Consider the following 20,638-nt stretch of genomic DNA (forward strand, 5'->3'; position numbering starts at 1 on the left):
ATCTAGTCCGATTCTGTTTTGCTGGAAGTTAATTTTACCTTGATCGTTTGATTAATCTAGTACTTTTAATGTAAATGCTCTGCTTTCAAGAACTTTGAACATTGCATGTGCAGTATCTAAAGATGTAAATAGAGGAACTCCTTGTTCAATTGCAGAACGTCTGATGATGAGAGCATCATGGTTATCAATGTTATTTTGTCCAACTGTGTTGATAACTGCTTGAATCTTACCATTTTTAATTAAATCAGGAATATGATTTCGATCGTTCTCTCCTAACTTACCTACTAAAACTGTCTCTAAACCATTAGCATCAAAATAAATTGCAGTCCCTTGGGTAGCATAAATACGATAACCAATACTTTGATAGACTTTTGCAAGTTCTAAAGCTTCTTCTTTATCTGTATCATCTACTGTAAAAACAATGTTACCATAGTCTGGCATATGGAGATATGCTGCTTCAAAGGCTTTATACAAGGCTTTCTGAAGATTAATATCTGATCCCATCACTTCGCCTGTTGATTTCATTTCAGGACCTAATAAACTATCTACTTTAGCAAGTTTGGTAAAACTAAAGACAGGGGCTTTAATGTGGACCATATCTGAAGCTGGATAGAGATCATAACCATATGTAAAATTGCAGAGTTTATCTCCTAAGATAACTTTTGTTGCTACTTGGGCCATAGGAATGTGAGTTACTTTTGATAAGAATGGAAGTGTTCTACTAGCACGAGGATTAACTTCAATAACATATACTTTCTGATCCTTGATTACAAACTGAATATTCATCATACCGATACAGTTTAATCCAATTGCTAAGCGTTTTGTATAATCTACAATAGTTTCGATAATGGTCTCAGACAATGTTTGAGGAGGATATACAGCCATGGAATCTCCTGAATGAACACCAGATCGCTCTATATGTTCCATTATTCCAGGAATCAGTATATTCTGACCATCGGATATAGCATCAACCTCACATTCTTTACCTATAAGGTATGCATCTATAAGCACTGGATGATCTGGGCTTGCCTTTACCGCGGTTGTCATATAATGACGTAAATCTTCTTCGTTTTCAACTATCTTCATAGCTCGTCCACCAAGAACATATGATGGTCTAACCAACACGGGATAACCAATCTTTTGCGCTGCATTAACTGCCTCTTCCTCCGTAGTGGCGGTAAAACCTGGTGGTTGAGGGATATTTAGAGCTTGTAAAGTGGCTTCAAATTGTTTTCTATTTTCAGCACGATCCAAATCTTCTAATTGTGTGCCTAGTATTTTAACCCCTGCCTTGTTTAAATCTTTTGCTAGATTAATAGCAGTCTGACCACCGAATTGTAAGATGACCCCTTCAGGTTTTTCTAAGTCAATAACATTCATAACATCTTCAAAAGTCAAAGGTTCAAAGTAAAGCTTATCTGAAATAGAGAAATCCGTTGAGACCGTCTCTGGATTAGAGTTCATGATAATCGCTTCAAAACCAGACTCTCTGATGGCTTTAACAGAATGAACCGTTGCATAATCAAATTCAACTCCCTGTCCAATTCGGATTGGGCCCGATCCTAAAACCAAAATAGAGGCTTTATCTGATATCAATGACTCGTTTTCTACGGCATAAGTCGAATAAAAGTAGGGCGTTGCTGAATCAAACTCAGACGCACATGTATCAACCATCTTATAAACTGGAAGAATTCCTGCTTCTTTTCGCATGTTACGAACTTGATCTTCGTTTATTTGCCATAAACTCGCTATAGCTTTATCTGAAAAACCTTTATTTTTAACCTTTTTGAGAATATTGATATCCAGTCTGTTTTTAGATAATAGATCTTCTAACTCTACAATCACTCTTAACTTATCAAGGAAGAAAGAATCAATGCTAGTCAAACTTGCTAATTTTTCAATACTATAATGTCTACGTAAAGCTTCTGCTAGATAAAATAAGCGATCATCTTCTGCCTTTCTTATTTTTTCTAATAAAACATCATCTGATACATTATCTAAATCTGCTATTTTAATGTGATCGACACCTATTTCTAGTGAACGACAAGCTTTCAACAAAGATTCTTCTATATTCCGTCCTATTGCCATGACTTCGCCTGTAGCTTTCATCTGTGTTCCCAATTTTCTATCGCCACTTTCAAATTTATCAAAAGGAAATCTCGGCATTTTTGCGACTACGTAATCTAAAGCAGGTTCAAACATAGCGTAAGTCGTTTTTGTAATAGGATTAATTACCTCATCTAGTGTCAAACCAACAGCTATCTTAGCTGCTAATTTAGCAATTGGATATCCAGTAGCTTTTGAAGCTAAAGCAGAAGATCTTGATACTCTTGGATTAACTTCAATGACATAGTATTTAAAACTATTCGGATCAAGGGCTAGTTGAACATTGCATCCTCCTTCAATTTTCAAAGCTCTTATAATATCTAAACTCGCATCTCGTAATAACTGATTTTCCACATCAGATAACGTTTGTGCGGGTGCAAAAACTATAGAGTCCCCTGTATGGATACCAACAGGATCAAAATTCTCCATATTACAAACAACAAGAGCGTTATCTGCTGCATCACGCATAACTTCGTATTCAATCTCTTTAAAGCCAGCAATTGAACGTTCAATAAGGCACTGTGTCACAGGCGATAACTTTAACCCCTTCGTCGTGATGTCAACCAATTGTTCTTGATTATCGCACATGCCTCCACCTGTACCTCCTAAAGTAAAGGCAGGACGAACAATTAATGGATACCCGATTTGCTCTGCAAATTGAATAGCTTCTTCTACCGAATTAACAATCTCAGATTCTGGAATAGGTTGATTGAGTTCTTCCATCAACTGTTTAAATAAATCACGATCTTCAGCTTTATCAATGGCTGATAATTTGGTCCCTAATAGTTCAACATTCAATTCTTCTAGGATACCATTTTTTGATAGAGCCATAGCCATATTCAATCCAGTTTGACCTCCAAGAGTTGGAAGGAGAGCATCAGGTCTTTCCTTCCTGAGAATTCTTGTGACAAACTCCAAGGTAATAGGTTCAATATAAACTTTATCAGCAATATCTTTATCTGTCATGATAGTAGCTGGATTCGAATTGACCAAAACAACTTGGTATCCCTCCTCTTTTAAAGAGAGACAGGCTTGTGTACCAGAATAGTCAAACTCTGCTGCTTGTCCAATCACAATCGGGCCAGAACCGATAACCATAATTTTACGTATGTCTGTGCGCTTTGGCATATCAAACTCCTCTAATTCTATATTTTAAAGCTAGCTTTTTTGCTGGAAATCATCAATCATATTAATAAATTCATCAAAAAGATAAGATGTATCATGCGGCCCTGGTGCTGCATCTGGGTGAAACTGCACTGAAAAGGCAGGATAGTATTTATGTCGAACACCTTCGACAGTTTTATCATTAATCTCTTCATGTGTAATGAAGAGAGCCTCAGGGAAATCTTCTCTCGAGACAGCATAACCATGATTTTGACTTGTAAAATCAACCTGTCCTGTTTGCAAATGACGAACAGCATGATTAAAACCTCGATGACCAAAAGTCATTTTATAAGTCTTTGCACCATTAGCTTTAGCAAATAGTTGATGTCCCATACAAATACCAAAAATTGGAATTTTACCTTGAATTTCTTGGATCATTTGTAAAGCATTCGGTAATTGTTCTGGGTTCCCAGGGCCGTTAGATAAGAGTACTCCATCTGGATTGAGATTTAAGATTTCTTGCGCTGTCGTAGTATGAGGAACGACTGTAATATGACATTGACGTTGTGACAGTTCTCTTAGAATAGAATGTTTTAAACCAAAGTCAACTAATACAATATTTTTGCCAACTCCAGGCGAAGCATAAGCTAATTTGGTTGATACTTGTTCAATTTGATCATTTAAAAGAACACTTTTTTGAAGGTTTTCTAGTGCTTCATGAATAGAATTTCCCTCGTTTATTAAACAAGCTTTCATTGTTCCATGTTTTCGAATAATTTTTGTTAATGCTCGAGTATCTATACCTGAAATTCCAGGTATTCCTTTTAATTTTAAAAATTCATCAAGTGTCATCTGTTGACGCCAGTTACTTGGATACTCTGCCCATTCATAAATAACTACTCCCTTACATGTTGGTCTAATAGATTCGTAATCGTCTCGATTTATCCCATAATTTCCAATAAGAGGATAAGTAAAAGTAATAATTTGACCGTTGTAAGATTGATCTGTTATAGATTCTTGATACCCTGTCATTCCTGTACTAAAAACGATTTCACCACTTGTTTCTACATCCGCTCCGAAAGCCTCACCCTCAAACACACTACCATCTTCCAGTAATAATAGACGCTTCATTTTATCTCCTTTATTATCTGCTATTGAGCACTGCTTCTAAGATAGCTATCCTTGCATAGACGCCATTACTCATCTGTTTCACTATTCGAGCCTTATCTGCTTCTACCAAATCGCTAGCAATCTCTACATCCCTATTGACGGGTGCTGGGTGCATAATAATTGCTGTATCCCTTAAATGTTTATAGCGTTCTTTTGTAAGACCAAATTGTTGATGATAGCTTTCTTTTGAAAACACCCCTTTACCATCATGACGTTCGTGTTGAACACGTAAAAGCATAAGGACATCAATTTGATCAACTAACTGATCTATTGGTAAATATTGCCCATATTCATCGAATTGACTACTATACCATTCTTTGGGTCCAGAAAAGAAAATTTCAGCTCCTAATCGTTTTAGCACTTGCATGTTAGATTTAGCTACCCGTGAGTGAGTTAAATCTCCTACAATCGCAATTTTTAGCCCTTTGAAGTATCCAAATTCTTCGTAAATAGTTACCAAATCCAAAAGTGATTGGCTTGGATGTTGGCCTGAGCCATCACCCCCATTGACAATAGCTGAATGAATGTTCGGACTAGCAATCAATTCTTTATAATAGTCAATATCAGGATGCCTAATGACACAAACGTCCAATCTTAGAGCACTCATTGTTAAGATAGTGTCATAAAGGGTTTCTCCTTTATTAACAGAACTTGTATCAGCATTAAATTCAATTGTTTTTAATCCTAATTTGAGTTCTGCCATTTCAAATGACTTATGTGTTCTTGTTGAATTCTCAAAAAAGAGATTTGACACATAGTAATCTTTATCAAAACCAATGTTGCTAGGATTTTCTTTAACTTCGATACTTCTCTTTATCAAAGACATAACTTCTTGATTTGATAATTCTTCTAAACTGACAAAATGTTCTAATGAAAGTGTTTGTGTTTGATGATTCATGATAATTTCTTTCTATAAATTTTAGCTAGAAAAAAGCCTCCTAAAACAAGGAGGCTCTGCAAAATAGTAAGCTAGATAGGGAACTAACTTACTATTTGTTAACGCAATTCCTTGTTTGCCTCTCTGGACAATACCTTAAAGGATATTAATAAGAAATGTTTTACCTATACCAATGTCGCTGCGTGGCTATCTTTTTGATAGACTATTTCACCATTGCAAATTGTGTAGTGAATAACTCCCTTCAATTTATCACCGATAAAAGGAGAGTTGCTGGATTTGGAGGCAAATTCTGCCTTTATTATTCTCTCTTCAGCTTGATCAAAAATAACGATATCTGCAGGTCCACCTTCTCTGAGATAACCTGCATCAAATCCATATAACTGTGCAGGATTACATGTCATTTTTGCCAAAAAGTCAATCATTGAGAGTTCTTTAGTAGATACTAAATAAGTAATCCCTAAGGCTAATGATGTCTCTAAGCCAGTCATACCAGAGGGCGCTTGACTAATATTATCTGCTGCTTTCTCCATAATATGATGGGGAGCGTGGTCACTTGCAATAATTGAAATAACACCACTTTTAAGTCCATCAATGAGGGCTTGTCTATCCTTTTCAAGTCGCAGTGGTGGGTTTAATTTTGCATTAGCACCCTTAGTTAAAAGTAAGTTCTCTGTCTTTGAAAAATGTTGGGGGGTTACTTCTGCTGTTAAGTTAGCACCAAGCTTCTGCGCAAAATCAACTACTTCTACTGATTCTGAACTTGACAAATGCTGGATATGGACTTTCGCCTGTGTTTGGTAAGCAATCATAGCATCTCGCGCAATCATTGAATATTCAGCAAGACCACTAGCTCCACAGACATGATAAATTTTCTGAGCAATATGTTCGTTGATACCAAGGACACCATTTAACGATGGATCTTCTTCATGTAACGATAGGACAACATCATGTTTTCTAGCTAAGTTCATAGCTTCTTGCAAAACCTTAGTATCTGTCAAAGGAATACCATCGTCTGAGAATCCAGCAACTCCAGCCTCTAATAGTTCTTCGAAATTAACTAAATCTTTACCATTCAGAGATTTAGTAATTGTAGCAACTGTTTCAATCTTAATTGCTTCTTTTGCTGCACTCTCCTTAACTTGTTTTACAATTTCTGGGCTAGAAATCGTTGGGTTAGTATTGGCCATCATAAGAACTGTCGTAAAACCACCTACTGCAGCTGATAGGGCCCCTGTATGGATATTTTCTTTATGTGTCTGTCCAGGCTCACGAAAATGTACATGAATATCGACTAATCCTGGAGCTACAATTTTATTGCTTGCATCAATGATTGGAATGCCTTTAATATCAATTTCTTTCGATATTTGTTTAATTTTTCCTTGATCAATCAGCATGTCTGATACTTGATTAAAACCACTTTGAGGGTCGATAATCAATCCGTTTTTAATGATATACATATCTGTCCTCTCTAACTTTGCCAATTCATTTGATCTTCTTTAAATTTTTTCAGTAATACCAGTTGGTCAGCTGTAATATATCCATTAACTTTAGCAACTTTAATTAATTGATTGTAATCCGTCAAAGTCACCAAAGGAATATCAGCTTCACGAAATGCTTGTTCAGCCTTAGCTAATTGATATGTAAATATCGCTACTACCCCTAAAACCTCAATACCTTGACTCTGCGCAGCCGTAACAGCCTCTAAAACAGATCCTCCTGTTGAAATCAAATCTTCAATGATAACCATTTTTTGGCCTGAGTAAACACGTCCCTCGATTTGATTCCCCACACCATGATCCTTTGCCTTCGATCGTATATAGGCAAAGGGCAAGTTCATCTTATCAGCTATAATAGCGCCATGTGGTATGCCTGCAGTCGCTGTCCCTGCTATGATATCAACGTTTGGGAAATGTTTCTGTATTTGTTTAACAAAACCATTTTCAATCAGTGTCCTTGTCTCAGGATACGATAAGGTTACACGATTATCAGTGTAAATTGGCGATTTGACCCCCGAAGCCCAAGTAAAGGGTTGTTGGGGTCTTAAGTAAACAGCTTGAATATCTAATAGTTCCATGGCAATCTGTCTTGCTAAATCCATCTCAGTACTCCTTTATTTAATACGATTCCATTCTTCTTTTATCTCTAGATATGCTTGATATGGATTTTCTGCTTTCGTTATAGGTCTTCCCACAACGATATAATCAGCCCCAACTATACGTGCTTGCTCAGGAGTCATCGTTCTTTTTTGATCATCTAACTGATTGGTTTGTGGAGGTCTGATACCAGGCGTTAAGCAAATGAAATGTTCGTTAGTCTGTTTCTTGATTTGCTTTACCTCTTGAGCCGATGCGACTACTCCATCTAAGCCTGCTTCTTGAGCTTTTTGAGCATAATGGCAAACCGAATCAACTACACTTAAGTTAATATGTTGATCCACCTGCATTTGTTCTTGTGAAGTCGAGGTTAATTGTGTCACTGCTAATAGTATTGGACCCTCCCCCAAACCTTCTCTAGCTGCTTTCATCATTTCGACTCCTCCTGCAGCATGCACATTAGTCATATCAATGCCTAATTTGGCTAAGACAGACATAGATGATCGAACTGTATTAGGGATATCATGTAATTTTAAATCCAAAAAAATGCGATGTCCTAAGGATTTAATATATCTAATAATTGAGGGACCTTCGGAATAATAAAGCTCCATTCCTATTTTGACAAAAAGCAATTCTTCTTTTGGAAAATGTTCTAAAAAAGTTGTTACAGAAGCCAAATCAGAAAAATCTAAGGCAATGATAGGGATAGGGCATTTTTCTAACATATAATTCCTCTCTATAGAAATAATAATTGTTGGAAATGTACCAGTATGACACAAAAAACCTTGCCTGAGGGCAAGGTTTCATAAAAAGTTAGCGAAAAAGCACTCGCTATTTGACTTATGATGGTGACCTTGTTCGCCTCTCTGGACTCACTTAAAGATACATTTGTAGGTATTCTACAAGTTTACAATCATTTTGTCAAATAAATACTAAATTATTTTATCATTTTACGTCTAATAAAGAACGATAGAGGAATCTGCTGTACAATACTGATTGCTATAGCAATTGTAAAAGCTGTTACAAAACAGGATCTAAAATATTCCATTGCTACGGCATCTGCTCCCGTCAATAAAAAGTAAACAGCTCTATAGAAGCTAAGTCCTGGAATAAGAGGAAACATACTTGTCGCTAAAAAGACAGTGGCAGGACACTTACGTTTAGCAGCTAATAGCCGTGAAAAATAAGTGATGAAAAGCCCTGGAAAAAATACGGCTATAGCATCCATGTGAAATTGTTGCCATAAGATCAGGTAGAGCATCCAAGATATTGCTCCTAGTATACCTAAGTCAAGGAAATAACGTTTTGGAACATGGTAGAGAATAGAGAAGGCTATCGTCCCTAAACCGGCCATTAGTGTTCTGATGATAATCTCAAGGATGGTATTAGGAACACCAGAAAAAGAACCTGTCATTTGTTCTGCAAACGGAATAATTTCAATTGTAATAGCCACACCTGCTGATATAGAAATACAAATGAGTAAAGCAGACATAATCAAAGCTAAACCTGTTGAAAAATTATTCTGTGAAAATTCTCTCACCGAATTAACAAAGGCAGCCCCTGGCACCATAACCATTAGTGCCCCTAATATAATAATGCTACGATGCTCACCTAATCCTGAAAAATATAATAAATTAGCACTTAAAGCCACTACAGAACTACCTAGAATGGTCAAAAGAAATCCTGTATGTATACGACTTTCCATCAAATTCAGAAAATATCCTAAAATTAAGCCTGTTACAGCAGCGGAAAATGAATCTAATAAGGAACTACCTAAGGCTAAAGAAAAACTACCCGCTCCACAAAAATAAGAAATTAAAGTAACAAGTAAACTATAATCTTTTTGATGTTCAATTAAGTCTAACTGCTTTACAATTTCTTCTGGAGATACTAAGTCTTGTTTAGCAATTTGCCTAGAAAGGTTATTAACAGCTTCAAGTCTACCTAAATTTGCTGTTACACCATCTGTATTGCATACTTTAGCTTCTTGTTTACCATAGCGGTTAATCCCGGAAGCGATAATACTGCTACTAACCACATAAGCTTCAAAATTTTCTATCTGAAGAGCCTTAGCAAAATGCTTCATTGTGTCTTCGACACGATAGACTTCTGCTCCGCTTTCAATCAGTAATTTACCTGCTCTAAGAACAACGCTCATATCATTTTGCATCTTATTTGGCCCTGCCTTCTACTTTATTACCTTAGCCACTTAACTAAGTTGGTTAAAGTCCCAAACATCATCCATCCATCCTTCATAAAAGTCCGGTTCATGACATACCATCAAGATTGATCCCTTATAAGCTTTTAAAGCACGTTTTAACTCATCTTTAGCATCTACATCTAAATGATTGGTTGGTTCGTCAAGTACAAGGACATTATTTTCGCGATTCATTAATAAGCAAAATCTGACCTTTGATTGCTCCCCACCAGATAACACCTGAATCTGACTTTCAATATGCTTTGAAGTTAAACCACAACGAGCAAGAGCTGCCCTAACCTCTGCTTGGTTCAAAGCAGGAAAAGCATCCCATACTGCTTCGAGTGGAGTTTGGCGATTTCCTCCGGGTACTTCTTGTTCAAAATAACCTAAATCAATAAAATCACCTCGTTCAACATTACCAGAAATAGGGGGGATAATACCTAGTAAACTCTTAAGTAATGTTGTTTTTCCTATCCCATTTGCTCCAACAATAGCTATTTTTTGATTACGTTCAAATGTTAGGTTTAGAGGTTTTGTTAAAGCACGATCATATCCAATTTGAAGATCTTTAGCTTGGAAAATAAAACGTCCTGGTGTGCGAGATTCTTTAAATTCGAAACTTGGCTTTGGTTTCTCTGCTTGTAACTCAATAATATCCATTTTGTCTAGTTTCTTTTGACGAGACATTGCCATATTACGTGTTGCGACGCGTGCTTTATTACGATTAACAAAATCTTGTAAATCAGCTATTTCCTTTTGTTGACGTTCATAGGCTGCTTCTAATTGAGCCTTTTTCATTGCATAGACTGATTCAAAATTAGTATAATCACCGGAATATCTTACTAAATCTTGATTTTCAACATGATAGACAATATTGATAACATCGTTCAAAAATGGAATATCGTGTGAGATTAAAACAAAAGCATTTTCATAATTTTGTAAATAGCGTTTTAACCAATCAATGTGTTCAGCATCAAGGTAGTTTGTAGGCTCATCAAGCAGGAGGATGTCTGGCTTTTCTAATAACAGTTTTGCTAAAAGAACCTTTGTCCTTTGACCACCAGATAATTCAGTAACTTCAGAATCCATACCAAAATCCATAACTCCTAATGCCCGTGCAACTTCATCAATTTTAGCATCAAGTGTATAAAAATCACGTGATTCTAAACGATCTTGTAGTTCTCCAACTTCTTCCATAAGGCTATCTACATCTGCGCCATCATCTGCCATGGATATATATATATCATTGATACGTGCCTCTGTTTTAAAAAGTTCATCAAATGCTGTTCGCAAAACATCACGAACTGTTTGACCTTCTTCTAATACAGTATGTTGATCAAGGTAACCAGCAGTTACATATTTTGACCATTCAATTTTTCCTTCATCAGGTTGAAGATGACCTGTGACAATTGACATGAATGTTGATTTTCCTTCACCATTAGCACCAATAAGTCCTATATGTTCACCTTTTAAAAGGCGAAAAGAAACATTCTCAAAAATAGCACGATCACCAAAACCGTGACTTAAGTTTTTTACTTCTAAAATACTCATTTAAAATCCTTTGATTGATAATAGAGGTTATTAAAAAACTCATAGAGACACTCTACAAGTTTTTAAATTAGTACATTACATAGTAAGTTCCATATACAAGTATAGAGAGTTTAAACTTAAAAGTCAAACCTTACTTAATTTTTTCAAAGTGTAAATGAACAGTGATTTGATCATCATAGCCATTTCGCTCTAAATCACGTTGCAAACGGTATGAAATATAGTGTTCAGCAGTATGAATGTATCCTGCATCCAATAAACGATTTTCAACCAAAGACTGAATCATATTGATCGTTGGTCGTTCAACCTGAGCATCCTCTAAATCTAAGATTACTTTTTTAGTCACTTGAGCAAGGTCTTGACGAAGTGACTCATCAAGCACATAAACTGTTTGAGCAGCTTTCAAGATAGCTTGGTAGATTTTTTCAGGATCAAATTCAACAATCTGTCCATCACGTTTGATGATTTGCATAAGAGCCCCTCCTTAATGTGGAAACAATGTTAAAACGATTTGCAATCATTTTCATTTGTTAATTTCATTATGCAAATGTTTTCATAATTTGTCAAGTGTTTTACCTGATATTGACGAAAAATCAATATCACTAGCAGTCAGCATAAGTATTAAGCAATGTCATATTCTTCTATATTAATTCAAATTTTAACTCTTTTGCTGGTTTAACCAGCCCATTCTTATGCAATGTTTCTGCAATTTGAACAGAATTCCAAGCTGCCCCCTTCAGTAGATTATCTGAAACTACCCACATATGAACACCATTTTCTTGATCAAGGTCTTTTCGAATACGACCAACAAAGGTCTCCCTATGGCCTACAGCATTAATCGCTTGAGGGTAAATTTGCTGAGATGGAAGGTCTTGTAGGACGGCACCAGGAAAATTTGCAATAGCCTTTTTAATTTCAGAGATTGAGGCTAATTCTTTCGTCTCAATATAAATGGACTCAGAATGCCCCGATAAAACGGGAATACGGACGCAGGTAGCTGAAACCTTAATAGTAGCATCTTCCATAATTTTCTTTGTCTCCAAAGTCATTTTCATTTCTTCGTACGTATAATCATTATCAGTAAAAATATCAATTTGAGGTAATGCATTGAATGCGATAGGATAATGTTTTTGATCGCTAGAACATGGCAAGACTGTTGCAATTAATTGATCAGGTGAAAGGTTATCATTTAAAACTTGTCTCAACTGTTCCTTAGTTTCTTCAACAGCACGTGCACCTGAACCCGAAACAGCTTGATAGGTGGAAACTATAACACGCTCTATCCCCCATTTTTGACGAATGGGCTCTAAAGCAATCATCATTTGAATAGTAGAACAATTGGGGCAAGCTATGATACCATTATGACCAATCATGGCATGAGCATTTACTTCAGGAACAACTAGTGGAACATCAGGATTCTGACGAAAATATGACGTGTTATCTACTACAACTGCTCCAGACTTTACTGCATAAGGAGCGAACTTTGCTGAAATAGATCCACCAGCTGAAAACAAGGCAATATCAACATCGTAAAATGATTCTTTTGTTGTCTCTTCAACACGTATAGCCTCATCTTTAAAATGTAAAATTTTACCTGCTGAGCGACTTGATGATAAAAGTTTCACTTGTTCTATTGGTAAATTCGATTGTTCTAATTGACGAATCATTTGTGTTCCTACGGCACCTGTAGCACCTACGATAGCAACGGTATATCCCATATAATGACCTCTATTTGTTGATGTTGTTCATCAATATTTTCCAAACATTTTAATGTGACTATTATACTACATTTTTATAAACTTTCAAGAATAGCCAAATGAAAAAAGTCACCCTAACCAACCTAATTATAAAAAGGAATCTCGTATCCGATTCCTTTTTATTGATTGCATATATCATTATATATAGTTACTAAATGATTGATTATACTTAATTTTCATTGCGTCTCAAACCGCAGCGACTTGTTAACAAAATTAAACCAAAACCTACAAGTTTAAAAATGACATTTTGATCATCACCTGTTTTAGGTAATTTATTTATCACTGAAATTGTTCTAGAATTATTAGTTAACATCGGTCTATTAGCTACATTAGTAACCTGAGATACTTTTTTAGAGAATGACTGTTTGTTAGAGTCACCTTGACTAGAGTGATTATTTTCTCTAGATATAATTGACTTTGAAAGAAGTGGATTTTTCCCTATAAGTTGACCTACTTGGCTCTTGTTCTCAACATCGCGTTGACGACGCTCTAAAACATTGCCCTGACTTTGATTTCCAAGTTCTAAAACCTATTTTATTGAACAATTAATTTTCTCCTTACTTTTTTTAAATTTTAAAAGTCATTTTATTATTACTTTTATTTAGATTATATATTAAAACATTTTATAAGTTATGTCAAGATAATTTATTATTTAGTTGCAATTTATTATTAATTTGTATGTTTAAAATTAAATAGTTGATATCTAAAACATGATATTTTTAAATTTTCCTTTAATATTATAAAGCATGATAGATAGTCATACTAACATTAAGATTTACAATGAGGTAATAGTATATTTTTAATACTTCATCTAAACCATCAGAAACTAGATTATTTAAAAATTTTACAAAGAATGTGATGGTAGCATATTCAATTAAAGTTAAGTAAAGACATAATTTTAAGAAGGAAATTGTGACTTATTTATGCAAAAAAGAAAGAACCAAACTGGTTCTTTCTTTTTTGCTTTTCAGCTACTTACCACAATTTGTAAGAAATTACAAGTAGTAGTAAGCTAAGGGCACCTTTTCAAGTGTGACAAGAAGGTTCACACAACTTATCAAGATCCGCTCCTGCGTTTATAATCTCCCTGCGCAATAGTGGTAAAACCACATATCGACTCATCGCATAACAGTAGTTTAACATAATTTAGTTAAAATGCAACCTTTACTTTTTAAATATAACTAGATTCTTCAGTTTACTTTTAATATTAAATTAAAAATAAATTATTTCTAAAGCAGGGGAGCAATAGTTTTTGTCACTATGCCAATTACTTTTTGGAATTTTGGAATATTATTTATATCTTTCAAGCTAACTAACCTTGATTTATTTAATGTATCCATATAATCTCGATAAATGTCTTGGATTGCATCTACCTTATAAAGATAAACAGCACATTCAAAATGGTGATACAGGCTACGGTAATCAAGATTTATCGTACCTACAACAGCCTTTGTATTATCACTAAGGAATATTTTTGAATGAACAAATCCAAGGGTGTATTCATATATTTTAACACCTGATTTTGTTAAAGCTTGATAGTAAGTTTTAGCAAGAGCATAAGGGATTGGCTTATCTGGGATACCCGGCATAATAATACGTACATCTACACCACGTTCCGCAGCAAACTGAATGGCATGTTCCAATTCACTGTCTAATATTAAATAAGGTGTCATGATGTAAACATATTCTCTAGCATGATTAAGAATATCTATATAAACATTTTCCCCTACTTTATCAGTGTCTAAAGGAGAATCTCCATAAGGAATAACATAGCCTTCATTTTCAACTAAATCATCGTGTACACCGAGGTAAGGCGCTACTAACATTTTTTTCTCAGTAATGGACCACATCTGTAAGAAAAGTAGGAGGAAACTATCCACTGCTTTCCCCTTTAACATAATACCTGAATCTTTCCAATGCCCAAATAACTCAATGTGATTAATATACTCATCGGCTAAGTTTACACCACCAGTCATGCCTACTACTCCATCAATAACAACAATTTTTCGATGGTCACGATAGTTATAATAAGTTGAAATAAAAGGAGAAATCGGAGAAAATGCTTTTGCTTTTATTCCTATTTTCTCAAGTCGTTTCGTATAATCAAAGGATAATTTTGTAATTTCTATCATACCATCATATAAGATACGGACTTCAACACCTTCTTCCACCTTTTGTTCTAAAATACTAAGTATTTCTCCCCACATTATTCCTTCGTCAATGATAAAGAATTCTAAAAAGATATACTTTTTAGCTTTTAGTAGTTCTTCTTTCATTTTTTCAAAGAATGCTTCTCCCGTTGGTAGAAATGTCACATCAGTATTTCGATAAACTGGGAAATTTCCATGTGCTTTTTCAAAATATTGAACCAAATGATATGTTGTGGATGTACTTGACTTAAGCTGATTCAAAGTTTCAGGATCATCCTCTAGATAAATCTGACTCTCATCAATCAATGTCTCCAATCTTTGTTTCAAACCACGATAACCCCAGTCAAATTTGGTGTACATTAGGAACATCGCCCCTAGTAAAGGGGCAATCATTACCAATATTAACCAAGTTACTCGGGACAAAGCATCCATTTCACTATTAACTAAATATAAGACCGCTCCAATTGTTAAGATATGCTCAACGGTTGCTAACCAAACACGATACTGCTCTAGCCATGAGTAAGAGGCTAGTAAAAACAATAATTGTAAAATCAATAAAATAGCGATAACGGTTGTTCGACTAAATATACCCCTTAGTAAACTTTTCTTACTCTTATTAAGTAAACGAACAATTTTGACTTTATTACTGATAAGTTTTTCCCCCCTCCAAATCAATCATTTTATTATAGCATACTGTCACTTGAATAGCATTCTATTATTCTAAATTATCTCTAGTTAAAATCTAATCCCCAATAAAAAGAGGCTAGCATCACAAGCCCTACCTCTTTATTATTTAAAATAATCCAATGGCTGTACCGTCTTCTAAAACATCCATATTGAGAGCTGCAGGTTTTTTAGGTAAACCAGGCATTGTCAATACGTCTCCAGTAAGAGCAACTATAAAACCAGCTCCTGTTTTTGGAACAAATTCACGAACAGTTATATCAAAGTCAGTTGGAGCACCAAGTAAATTTGGATTATCAGAAAAGCTATATTGTGTCTTTGCCATACAAATAGGCATCTTGTCCCAGCCATTGTCACTAAACTCTTTTAATTGTATTTGTGCCTTAGGTCCAAAATGAACTTTATTACCACCATATATTTTAGTAACAATTTTTTTAATTTTTTCTTCAATAGTGTCTTCATCATTATATAAGCGTTTGTAATTGGATGATTGTGTTTCAATCACATTAGCAACAGTCTGTGCAAGTTCAAGGCCACCGTCTGCTCCATCTTCCCACACACTTGCTAATTCAACTGCCACATCAATATTACTACATAAGGTTTTAAGAGTTGCAATTTCACTTTCTGTATCTGCAGTAAACTGATTGATAGCTACAACTACCGGAACACCATATTGACGCATATTGTTAACGTGACGCTCGAGATTTGTAAAACCTCTTTTAACTGCTTTGACGTTCTCTTGTGAAAGATCTTCTTTTGAAACACCTCCATGCATTTTCAATGCACGCAATGTAGCAACAATAACAATCGCATCGGGAGAAGTCGGAAGGTTTGGCGTTTTTATATCAAGAAACTTTTCAGCGCCCAAGTCTGCTCCAAAACCAGCTTCAGTAACAACGTAATCTGCTAAGCGTAGAGCTGTTGAAGTCGCTAAGACAGAATTACATCCATGTGCAATATTAGCAAATGGTCCCCCATGGACAAGAGCCGGTGTCCCATAAATGGTTTGAACCAAATTAGGTTTGATAGCATCTTTTAGGATAAGTGTGAGAGCTCCTTCAATCTTCAAATCTTTAACATAGATTGGTTTACGGTCCCTTGAGTAAGCCACAACAATATTTGACAGGCGTTTCTTTAAATCTGATAGGTCAGTAGCTAAACATAGAATAGCCATTATTTCAGAAGCAACAGTAATATCAAAGCCATCTTCACGTGGTATCCCATTGACAGGGCTTCCTAAGCCAACGATCACCTGACGAAGAGCACGATCGTTAAGATCAACTACACGCTTCCAAATCACTCGACGTTGGTCAATATCTAATTCATTGCCTTGATGAATATGATTATCAAGTAGAGCTGATAAAGCATTATTAGCAGTTGTGATTGCGTGCATATCACCAGTAAAATGCAAATTAATATCTTCCATTGGTAGTACTTGTGCGTATCCACCTCCAGCAGCTCCTCCTTTAATACCCATTACAGGACCTAAAGAAGGTTCGCGAAGCGCAATCATCGTTTTTTTACCAATTTTATTTAAAGCATCAGCTAATCCAATGCTCATAGTGGATTTTCCCTCACCTGCTGGTGTCGGATTAATAGCAGTTACTAAAATTAACTTTCCTACTTTTTGAGATCTTACAGCTTCAATCTTATCAAAAGATAATTTTGCTTTGTATTTACCATACAATTCTATATCATCAAAACCAATTCCTACTTGCTCAACAATCTCAGCAATAGGCTTTAGGGCGACGCTTTGCGCTATTTCAATATCTGTTTTCATGATATTCTCCTTCTAAATAATAAAAATAGTATAGCAATATTCCCTATAAAAACATATTTTTTTGCAAAAAAAATTTAAAATGTTCGTCTTATGGAAATAAAACTGCTTTTATTTCTTCTGGGCTAGTCTGACCAAAATAATCTTCTAGTGATACAGTACTTAATTTTTCCAAGACTAATTCTTCTTTCATAGGGCAACCAATGAGAAGGTTTTCAATATCTGAAATATCTTTAGAACTGAAAAAGTCACCATAAATACGGCAATTCGTAATAATACCTTTCTCAATTTCTAAGTGAAAATCGTAAGTTCCTGACGGAAAACGAGCATCTCTGTGATACGAATACTGTGGTGAGTTACCATAATTCCAATCCCAATTCTTATATTTTTCATCAGCTAGAGCGTCAATCGCAGCCCAATCTTTTTCGGTTAGATGATAGCGTTTTGCCTGATCAATATGATCAATATGTAATAATTGACAAACCATTAAATCTTTAAATTGATCGGTTGTGATATGACGATAATCTTCTGACAAGTGGCTACGAATATCTCCTACTCGACTTCGGACAGATTTTATCCCTTTAGATTCAATTTTTTTCCGATTAGGATTTAACACTTTTTCCATAGCATCAAAATCAACATCTAATAAAAGAGAGTAACCACCGTAAATACGACCGTTTACTATCGTCATTGCTGCACCTGATACTTTTTTACCATCAATAACTAAGTCATTTCGTCCCCTCATTTCAACACTAGAAGCACCTAAAGTTTTTAGGGCCTTAATAGCTGGCTCATAAGCTCGTTTGAAATCACCAAATTGTCCATGATCTTTCATTAGATAGCAAATATTTACAGCACCTGAGTCAACGTAAACAGCCCCTCCACCAGTATCTCGACGAACAACAGGAATATCATGTTCTTTCAAATATTCTTGATTAGTCTCTATAACTGCATTCTGAAATTTTCCGATTTCAACTTTAGGATCACAATAGTATGGAAATAAAATATCATCATCTAAAAAAACATTTTGTAAAATATAAACTTGCATGGCAAGTGCAATCGCACCGTCTGTGATACGCTTACCATTTCTAATTGGTTCAATAAGATACATTTAGGTCTCCTTTTATAGCAATTTAGTTATCCAATAATTTCTTTTTTCGCTTCAGCAATTAATTCAGCGATATGCTGTGTCAGTTGCACACTCCTTGAGCGAATCTTTTGAGGAATGCGATAATGCTTGTGATTAAGAGTAACAAATAAAGAGTTTTCATTTAAAGAGACGAATCGCCAAAACGGATGCTTAATAAATTGTGGCGTGGTATGTCCAACTCCAATCTCTAGATAAAGAACTTTGTCATTTTGATGTTGTGATAAGAAATTTTCATAACGTTGTCGTTGAGCATGAAAGTCAGCATCTTCCACCATACCTTTTTCTTCGTTACGTTTATTAATTTCAAACGGTTGATCACACTTTGGGCATTTGGGGATTAAGTTACTAGGAATCTTCATATCCTTTTGTTGTGCAATCATTTGACGAATTGCCTGATCATTTCGATAAGTTTGTTGATGACAATGTTGACTACACTGCCATAAGCCATATTCACCTTGAATATGAAAAACTTTTTCTAAATTATAATCAGCCACAGCGAAGGCATTATCAGCATTAGTTGTAATAATATGATATTCTTTTTTCGCTAAAATATCCTTTAAATCAAGATAAGCTTGTCCTACCGGTTGATCTAAATAATTAAGTGCCACAAAACGACTTTGGAAGGCCCAATATTCTTCCCAATCTTCAAAGTCATAAAGACTTGCTTGCAACATATCTAATAGTTGATATTTAGCAATAAAATCCGGAAAAGCTTCTTCAAATCTGGGGCCAATATAGGTGAATCCATCCGCTGCAGACATGCCTGCACCAATACCAACTACAATAGCATCTGATTCTTCTATTAACTGACTTAGTATTTCTGATTGAGAATGATTAGTTTTTTCTAGAGTCTTCCACACTGTCATCTATTTCCTCTTTTAATAATAATTTTTGATAAATCTCTTGGTCTTTAGGTGTGAATGTATTGAAAATAATATAGAGTTTGTGCTGATTTTCGCGTTGCCACTCTAATATCGCTTGAACAGCCAATTCAGCAGCTCTTTGATTAGGAAAACCAAATTCTCCCGTTGATATACAAGGGAAGACAATTGTTTTAAGATTAGCTCGAACTGCCAACTGTAAGCAGGATTTATAAGAAGACTTTAATAAATCCTCTCTTATACGAGATGGCTTTTGATCAACTTTTACGTAAGGTCCGACTGTATGAATAACATACTTACAAGGAAGATGATAGGATTCGGTAAGTTTAGCTTGTCCTACGGCTTCCATTCGTCCTTGTTGTGTCATCAATTGATGACATGCTAAACGTAATCGTGAACCTGCAAACGTATGAATATGATTGTCAATACAATGGTGATTAGGAATAAAACAACCTAACAACTTACCATTTGCTGCATTAACAATAGCATCCACTTGTAATAAGCAAATATCCCCATGGTAGGTAAATACATTTGAATATACCGTTTGATGACAGACGTCTATCGTTTTTACTTTTTGAGTATTCCACCAATGTGACAAATACCTATCTTCTAAAGACAGGTACTCTTGACTAATGTTTTGAGGATCTTGTTGATTAACTAGAGCACGCCAAACCGTTTGCAAATCGGTGGTCCTCAAGTCATCAACGTCTGTTAATTTTTCTGACCGAAGATACTCAATCATGGCTAGCAATAGTTGTTTTTGATTAGGCATTTTCTAAAGCTTCAAAAGCAGCATAATCAACGTCTGTTAACACAACCAACCAATTTTCGTCAGCTTTTTCAGAATTTAACAAAGTTGGTTCTTGACTTGCAGCTGTATTAACTTTAACAACTTTACCTGTAAGAGGAGATAAAATTGCCATAACCGTCTTTGAAGCTTCAATATTTAAAATAACATCATCAACTTCTAAATTTGTATCATCTGTGAATTCTACATATCCAACAGTTCCCAAGTCATCTTGAAGTTCGGGAGTTAAGCTGATAGTATAACGTTCTTCATTTTTTTCAATTAATAAGTAGTTCGCAATTTTTTTCATGAGTATTTTCCTTTCTGAGAAAA

16 protein-coding genes and 1 pseudogene are annotated in these 20,638 nt (G+C 35.2%); all 17 read right to left on the reverse strand.

What is annotated here, in order from left to right; translation table 11 throughout:
- Nucleotides 1-51: 51 nt before the first annotated feature.
- The 17 genes and pseudogenes from carB to EGX96_RS10700 all read right to left on the reverse strand — a co-directional run bounded on the left by carB (nt 52) and on the right by EGX96_RS10700 (nt 20,615).
- The gene (carB, locus tag EGX96_RS10615) at nt 52-3,234 is read right to left on the reverse strand and encodes a carbamoyl-phosphate synthase large subunit (protein WP_001126466.1); all 3,183 of its coding nucleotides are present in this window, start codon (nt 3,232-3,234) and stop codon (nt 52-54) included.
- A gap of 30 nt (nt 3,235-3,264) precedes the next feature.
- Entirely contained in the window at nt 3,265-4,341 is a 1,077-nt protein-coding gene (locus EGX96_RS10620; RefSeq protein ID WP_000826109.1) for a carbamoyl phosphate synthase small subunit, read from the reverse strand.
- Nucleotides 4,342-4,354: 13 nt separating this feature from the next.
- Nucleotides 4,355-5,278: an aspartate carbamoyltransferase catalytic subunit gene (locus EGX96_RS10625; RefSeq protein WP_001016478.1), complete on the reverse strand. Its 924-nt coding sequence runs from the start codon at nt 5,276-5,278 to the stop codon at nt 4,355-4,357.
- Nucleotides 5,279-5,442: 164 nt separating this feature from the next.
- Complete coding sequence (locus EGX96_RS10630) at nt 5,443-6,735, reverse strand: dihydroorotase (RefSeq protein ID WP_000275479.1); 1,293 nt, start codon at nt 6,733-6,735, stop codon at nt 5,443-5,445.
- A gap of 11 nt (nt 6,736-6,746) precedes the next feature.
- Entirely contained in the window at nt 6,747-7,376 is a 630-nt protein-coding gene (gene pyrE, locus EGX96_RS10635) for an orotate phosphoribosyltransferase (protein WP_000362328.1), read from the reverse strand.
- Nucleotides 7,377-7,388: 12 nt separating this feature from the next.
- On the reverse strand, nt 7,389-8,096 hold the full coding sequence (pyrF, locus tag EGX96_RS10640) for an orotidine-5'-phosphate decarboxylase (RefSeq protein ID WP_000890185.1): 708 nt from the start codon (nt 8,094-8,096) through the stop codon (nt 7,389-7,391).
- A 212-nt stretch (nt 8,097-8,308) separates the two neighbouring features.
- The gene (locus EGX96_RS10645; protein ID WP_001178657.1) at nt 8,309-9,541 is read right to left on the reverse strand and encodes a threonine/serine ThrE exporter family protein; all 1,233 of its coding nucleotides are present in this window, start codon (nt 9,539-9,541) and stop codon (nt 8,309-8,311) included.
- 39 nt (nt 9,542-9,580) lie between these two features.
- Nucleotides 9,581-11,122 (reverse strand): ABC-F family ATP-binding cassette domain-containing protein, encoded by a 1,542-nt coding sequence (locus tag EGX96_RS10650; RefSeq protein ID WP_000025414.1) that lies wholly within the window; start codon nt 11,120-11,122, stop codon nt 9,581-9,583.
- A 130-nt stretch (nt 11,123-11,252) separates the two neighbouring features.
- Nucleotides 11,253-11,591: an ATP cone domain-containing protein gene (locus EGX96_RS10655; protein WP_001165747.1), complete on the reverse strand. Its 339-nt coding sequence runs from the start codon at nt 11,589-11,591 to the stop codon at nt 11,253-11,255.
- 169 nt (nt 11,592-11,760) lie between these two features.
- On the reverse strand, nt 11,761-12,837 hold the full coding sequence (locus EGX96_RS10660) for an aspartate-semialdehyde dehydrogenase (RefSeq protein ID WP_000542446.1): 1,077 nt from the start codon (nt 12,835-12,837) through the stop codon (nt 11,761-11,763).
- A gap of 208 nt (nt 12,838-13,045) precedes the next feature.
- Nucleotides 13,046-13,390: pseudogene (fbsA, locus tag EGX96_RS10665) on the reverse strand (fibrinogen-binding adhesin FbsA); the annotation flags it as partial.
- Nucleotides 13,391-14,105: 715 nt separating this feature from the next.
- Nucleotides 14,106-15,701: a cardiolipin synthase gene (cls, locus tag EGX96_RS10675; protein WP_001882869.1), complete on the reverse strand. Its 1,596-nt coding sequence runs from the start codon at nt 15,699-15,701 to the stop codon at nt 14,106-14,108.
- Between the two features lie 118 nt (nt 15,702-15,819).
- Nucleotides 15,820-17,490 carry a formate--tetrahydrofolate ligase gene (locus EGX96_RS10680; protein WP_000845314.1) on the reverse strand — a complete coding sequence of 557 codons (1,671 nt, stop codon included), beginning with the start codon at nt 17,488-17,490 and terminating at the stop codon, nt 15,820-15,822.
- 88 nt (nt 17,491-17,578) lie between these two features.
- Nucleotides 17,579-18,598: a lipoate--protein ligase gene (locus EGX96_RS10685; protein WP_000280832.1), complete on the reverse strand. Its 1,020-nt coding sequence runs from the start codon at nt 18,596-18,598 to the stop codon at nt 17,579-17,581.
- Nucleotides 18,599-18,624: 26 nt separating this feature from the next.
- The gene (locus EGX96_RS10690) at nt 18,625-19,503 is read right to left on the reverse strand and encodes an SIR2 family NAD-dependent protein deacylase (RefSeq protein WP_000219401.1); all 879 of its coding nucleotides are present in this window, start codon (nt 19,501-19,503) and stop codon (nt 18,625-18,627) included.
- Entirely contained in the window at nt 19,472-20,290 is an 819-nt protein-coding gene (locus EGX96_RS10695) for a protein-ADP-ribose hydrolase (RefSeq protein WP_001133610.1), read from the reverse strand. The genes EGX96_RS10690 and EGX96_RS10695 overlap by 32 nt, the downstream gene beginning before the upstream one ends.
- Entirely contained in the window at nt 20,283-20,615 is a 333-nt protein-coding gene (locus EGX96_RS10700; protein WP_000717327.1) for a glycine cleavage system protein H, read from the reverse strand. The genes EGX96_RS10695 and EGX96_RS10700 overlap by 8 nt, the downstream gene beginning before the upstream one ends.
- Between the last annotated feature and the right edge of the window lie 23 nt (nt 20,616-20,638).

Source organism: Streptococcus sp. FDAARGOS_520 (assembly GCF_003812685.1).
Classification (GTDB): Bacteria; Bacillota; Bacilli; order Lactobacillales; family Streptococcaceae; genus Streptococcus; species Streptococcus agalactiae.

What these genes read in the sequence shown, in the direction of transcription:
- carB (WP_001126466.1), bottom strand. Translation starts at nt 3,234, where the DNA reads ATGCCAAAGCGCACAGACATACGTAAAATTATGGTTATCGGTTCTGGC.
- EGX96_RS10620 (WP_000826109.1), bottom strand. Translation starts at nt 4,341, where the DNA reads ATGAAGCGTCTATTATTACTGGAAGATGGTAGTGTGTTTGAGGGTGAG.
- EGX96_RS10625 (WP_001016478.1), bottom strand. Translation starts at nt 5,278, where the DNA reads ATGAATCATCAAACACAAACACTTTCATTAGAACATTTTGTCAGTTTA.
- EGX96_RS10630 (WP_000275479.1), bottom strand. Translation starts at nt 6,735, where the DNA reads ATGTATATCATTAAAAACGGATTGATTATCGACCCTCAAAGTGGTTTT.
- pyrE (WP_000362328.1), bottom strand. Translation starts at nt 7,376, where the DNA reads ATGGATTTAGCAAGACAGATTGCCATGGAACTATTAGATATTCAAGCT.
- pyrF (WP_000890185.1), bottom strand. Translation starts at nt 8,096, where the DNA reads ATGTTAGAAAAATGCCCTATCCCTATCATTGCCTTAGATTTTTCTGAT.
- EGX96_RS10645 (WP_001178657.1), bottom strand. Translation starts at nt 9,541, where the DNA reads ATGCAAAATGATATGAGCGTTGTTCTTAGAGCAGGTAAATTACTGATT.
- EGX96_RS10650 (WP_000025414.1), bottom strand. Translation starts at nt 11,122, where the DNA reads ATGAGTATTTTAGAAGTAAAAAACTTAAGTCACGGTTTTGGTGATCGT.
- EGX96_RS10655 (WP_001165747.1), bottom strand. Translation starts at nt 11,591, where the DNA reads ATGCAAATCATCAAACGTGATGGACAGATTGTTGAATTTGATCCTGAA.
- EGX96_RS10660 (WP_000542446.1), bottom strand. Translation starts at nt 12,837, where the DNA reads ATGGGATATACCGTTGCTATCGTAGGTGCTACAGGTGCCGTAGGAACA.
- EGX96_RS10680 (WP_000845314.1), bottom strand. Translation starts at nt 17,490, where the DNA reads ATGAAAACAGATATTGAAATAGCGCAAAGCGTCGCCCTAAAGCCTATT.
- EGX96_RS10685 (WP_000280832.1), bottom strand. Translation starts at nt 18,598, where the DNA reads ATGTATCTTATTGAACCAATTAGAAATGGTAAGCGTATCACAGACGGT.
- EGX96_RS10690 (WP_000219401.1), bottom strand. Translation starts at nt 19,503, where the DNA reads ATGACAGTGTGGAAGACTCTAGAAAAAACTAATCATTCTCAATCAGAA.
- EGX96_RS10695 (WP_001133610.1), bottom strand. Translation starts at nt 20,290, where the DNA reads ATGCCTAATCAAAAACAACTATTGCTAGCCATGATTGAGTATCTTCGG.
- EGX96_RS10700 (WP_000717327.1), bottom strand. Translation starts at nt 20,615, where the DNA reads ATGAAAAAAATTGCGAACTACTTATTAATTGAAAAAAATGAAGAACGT.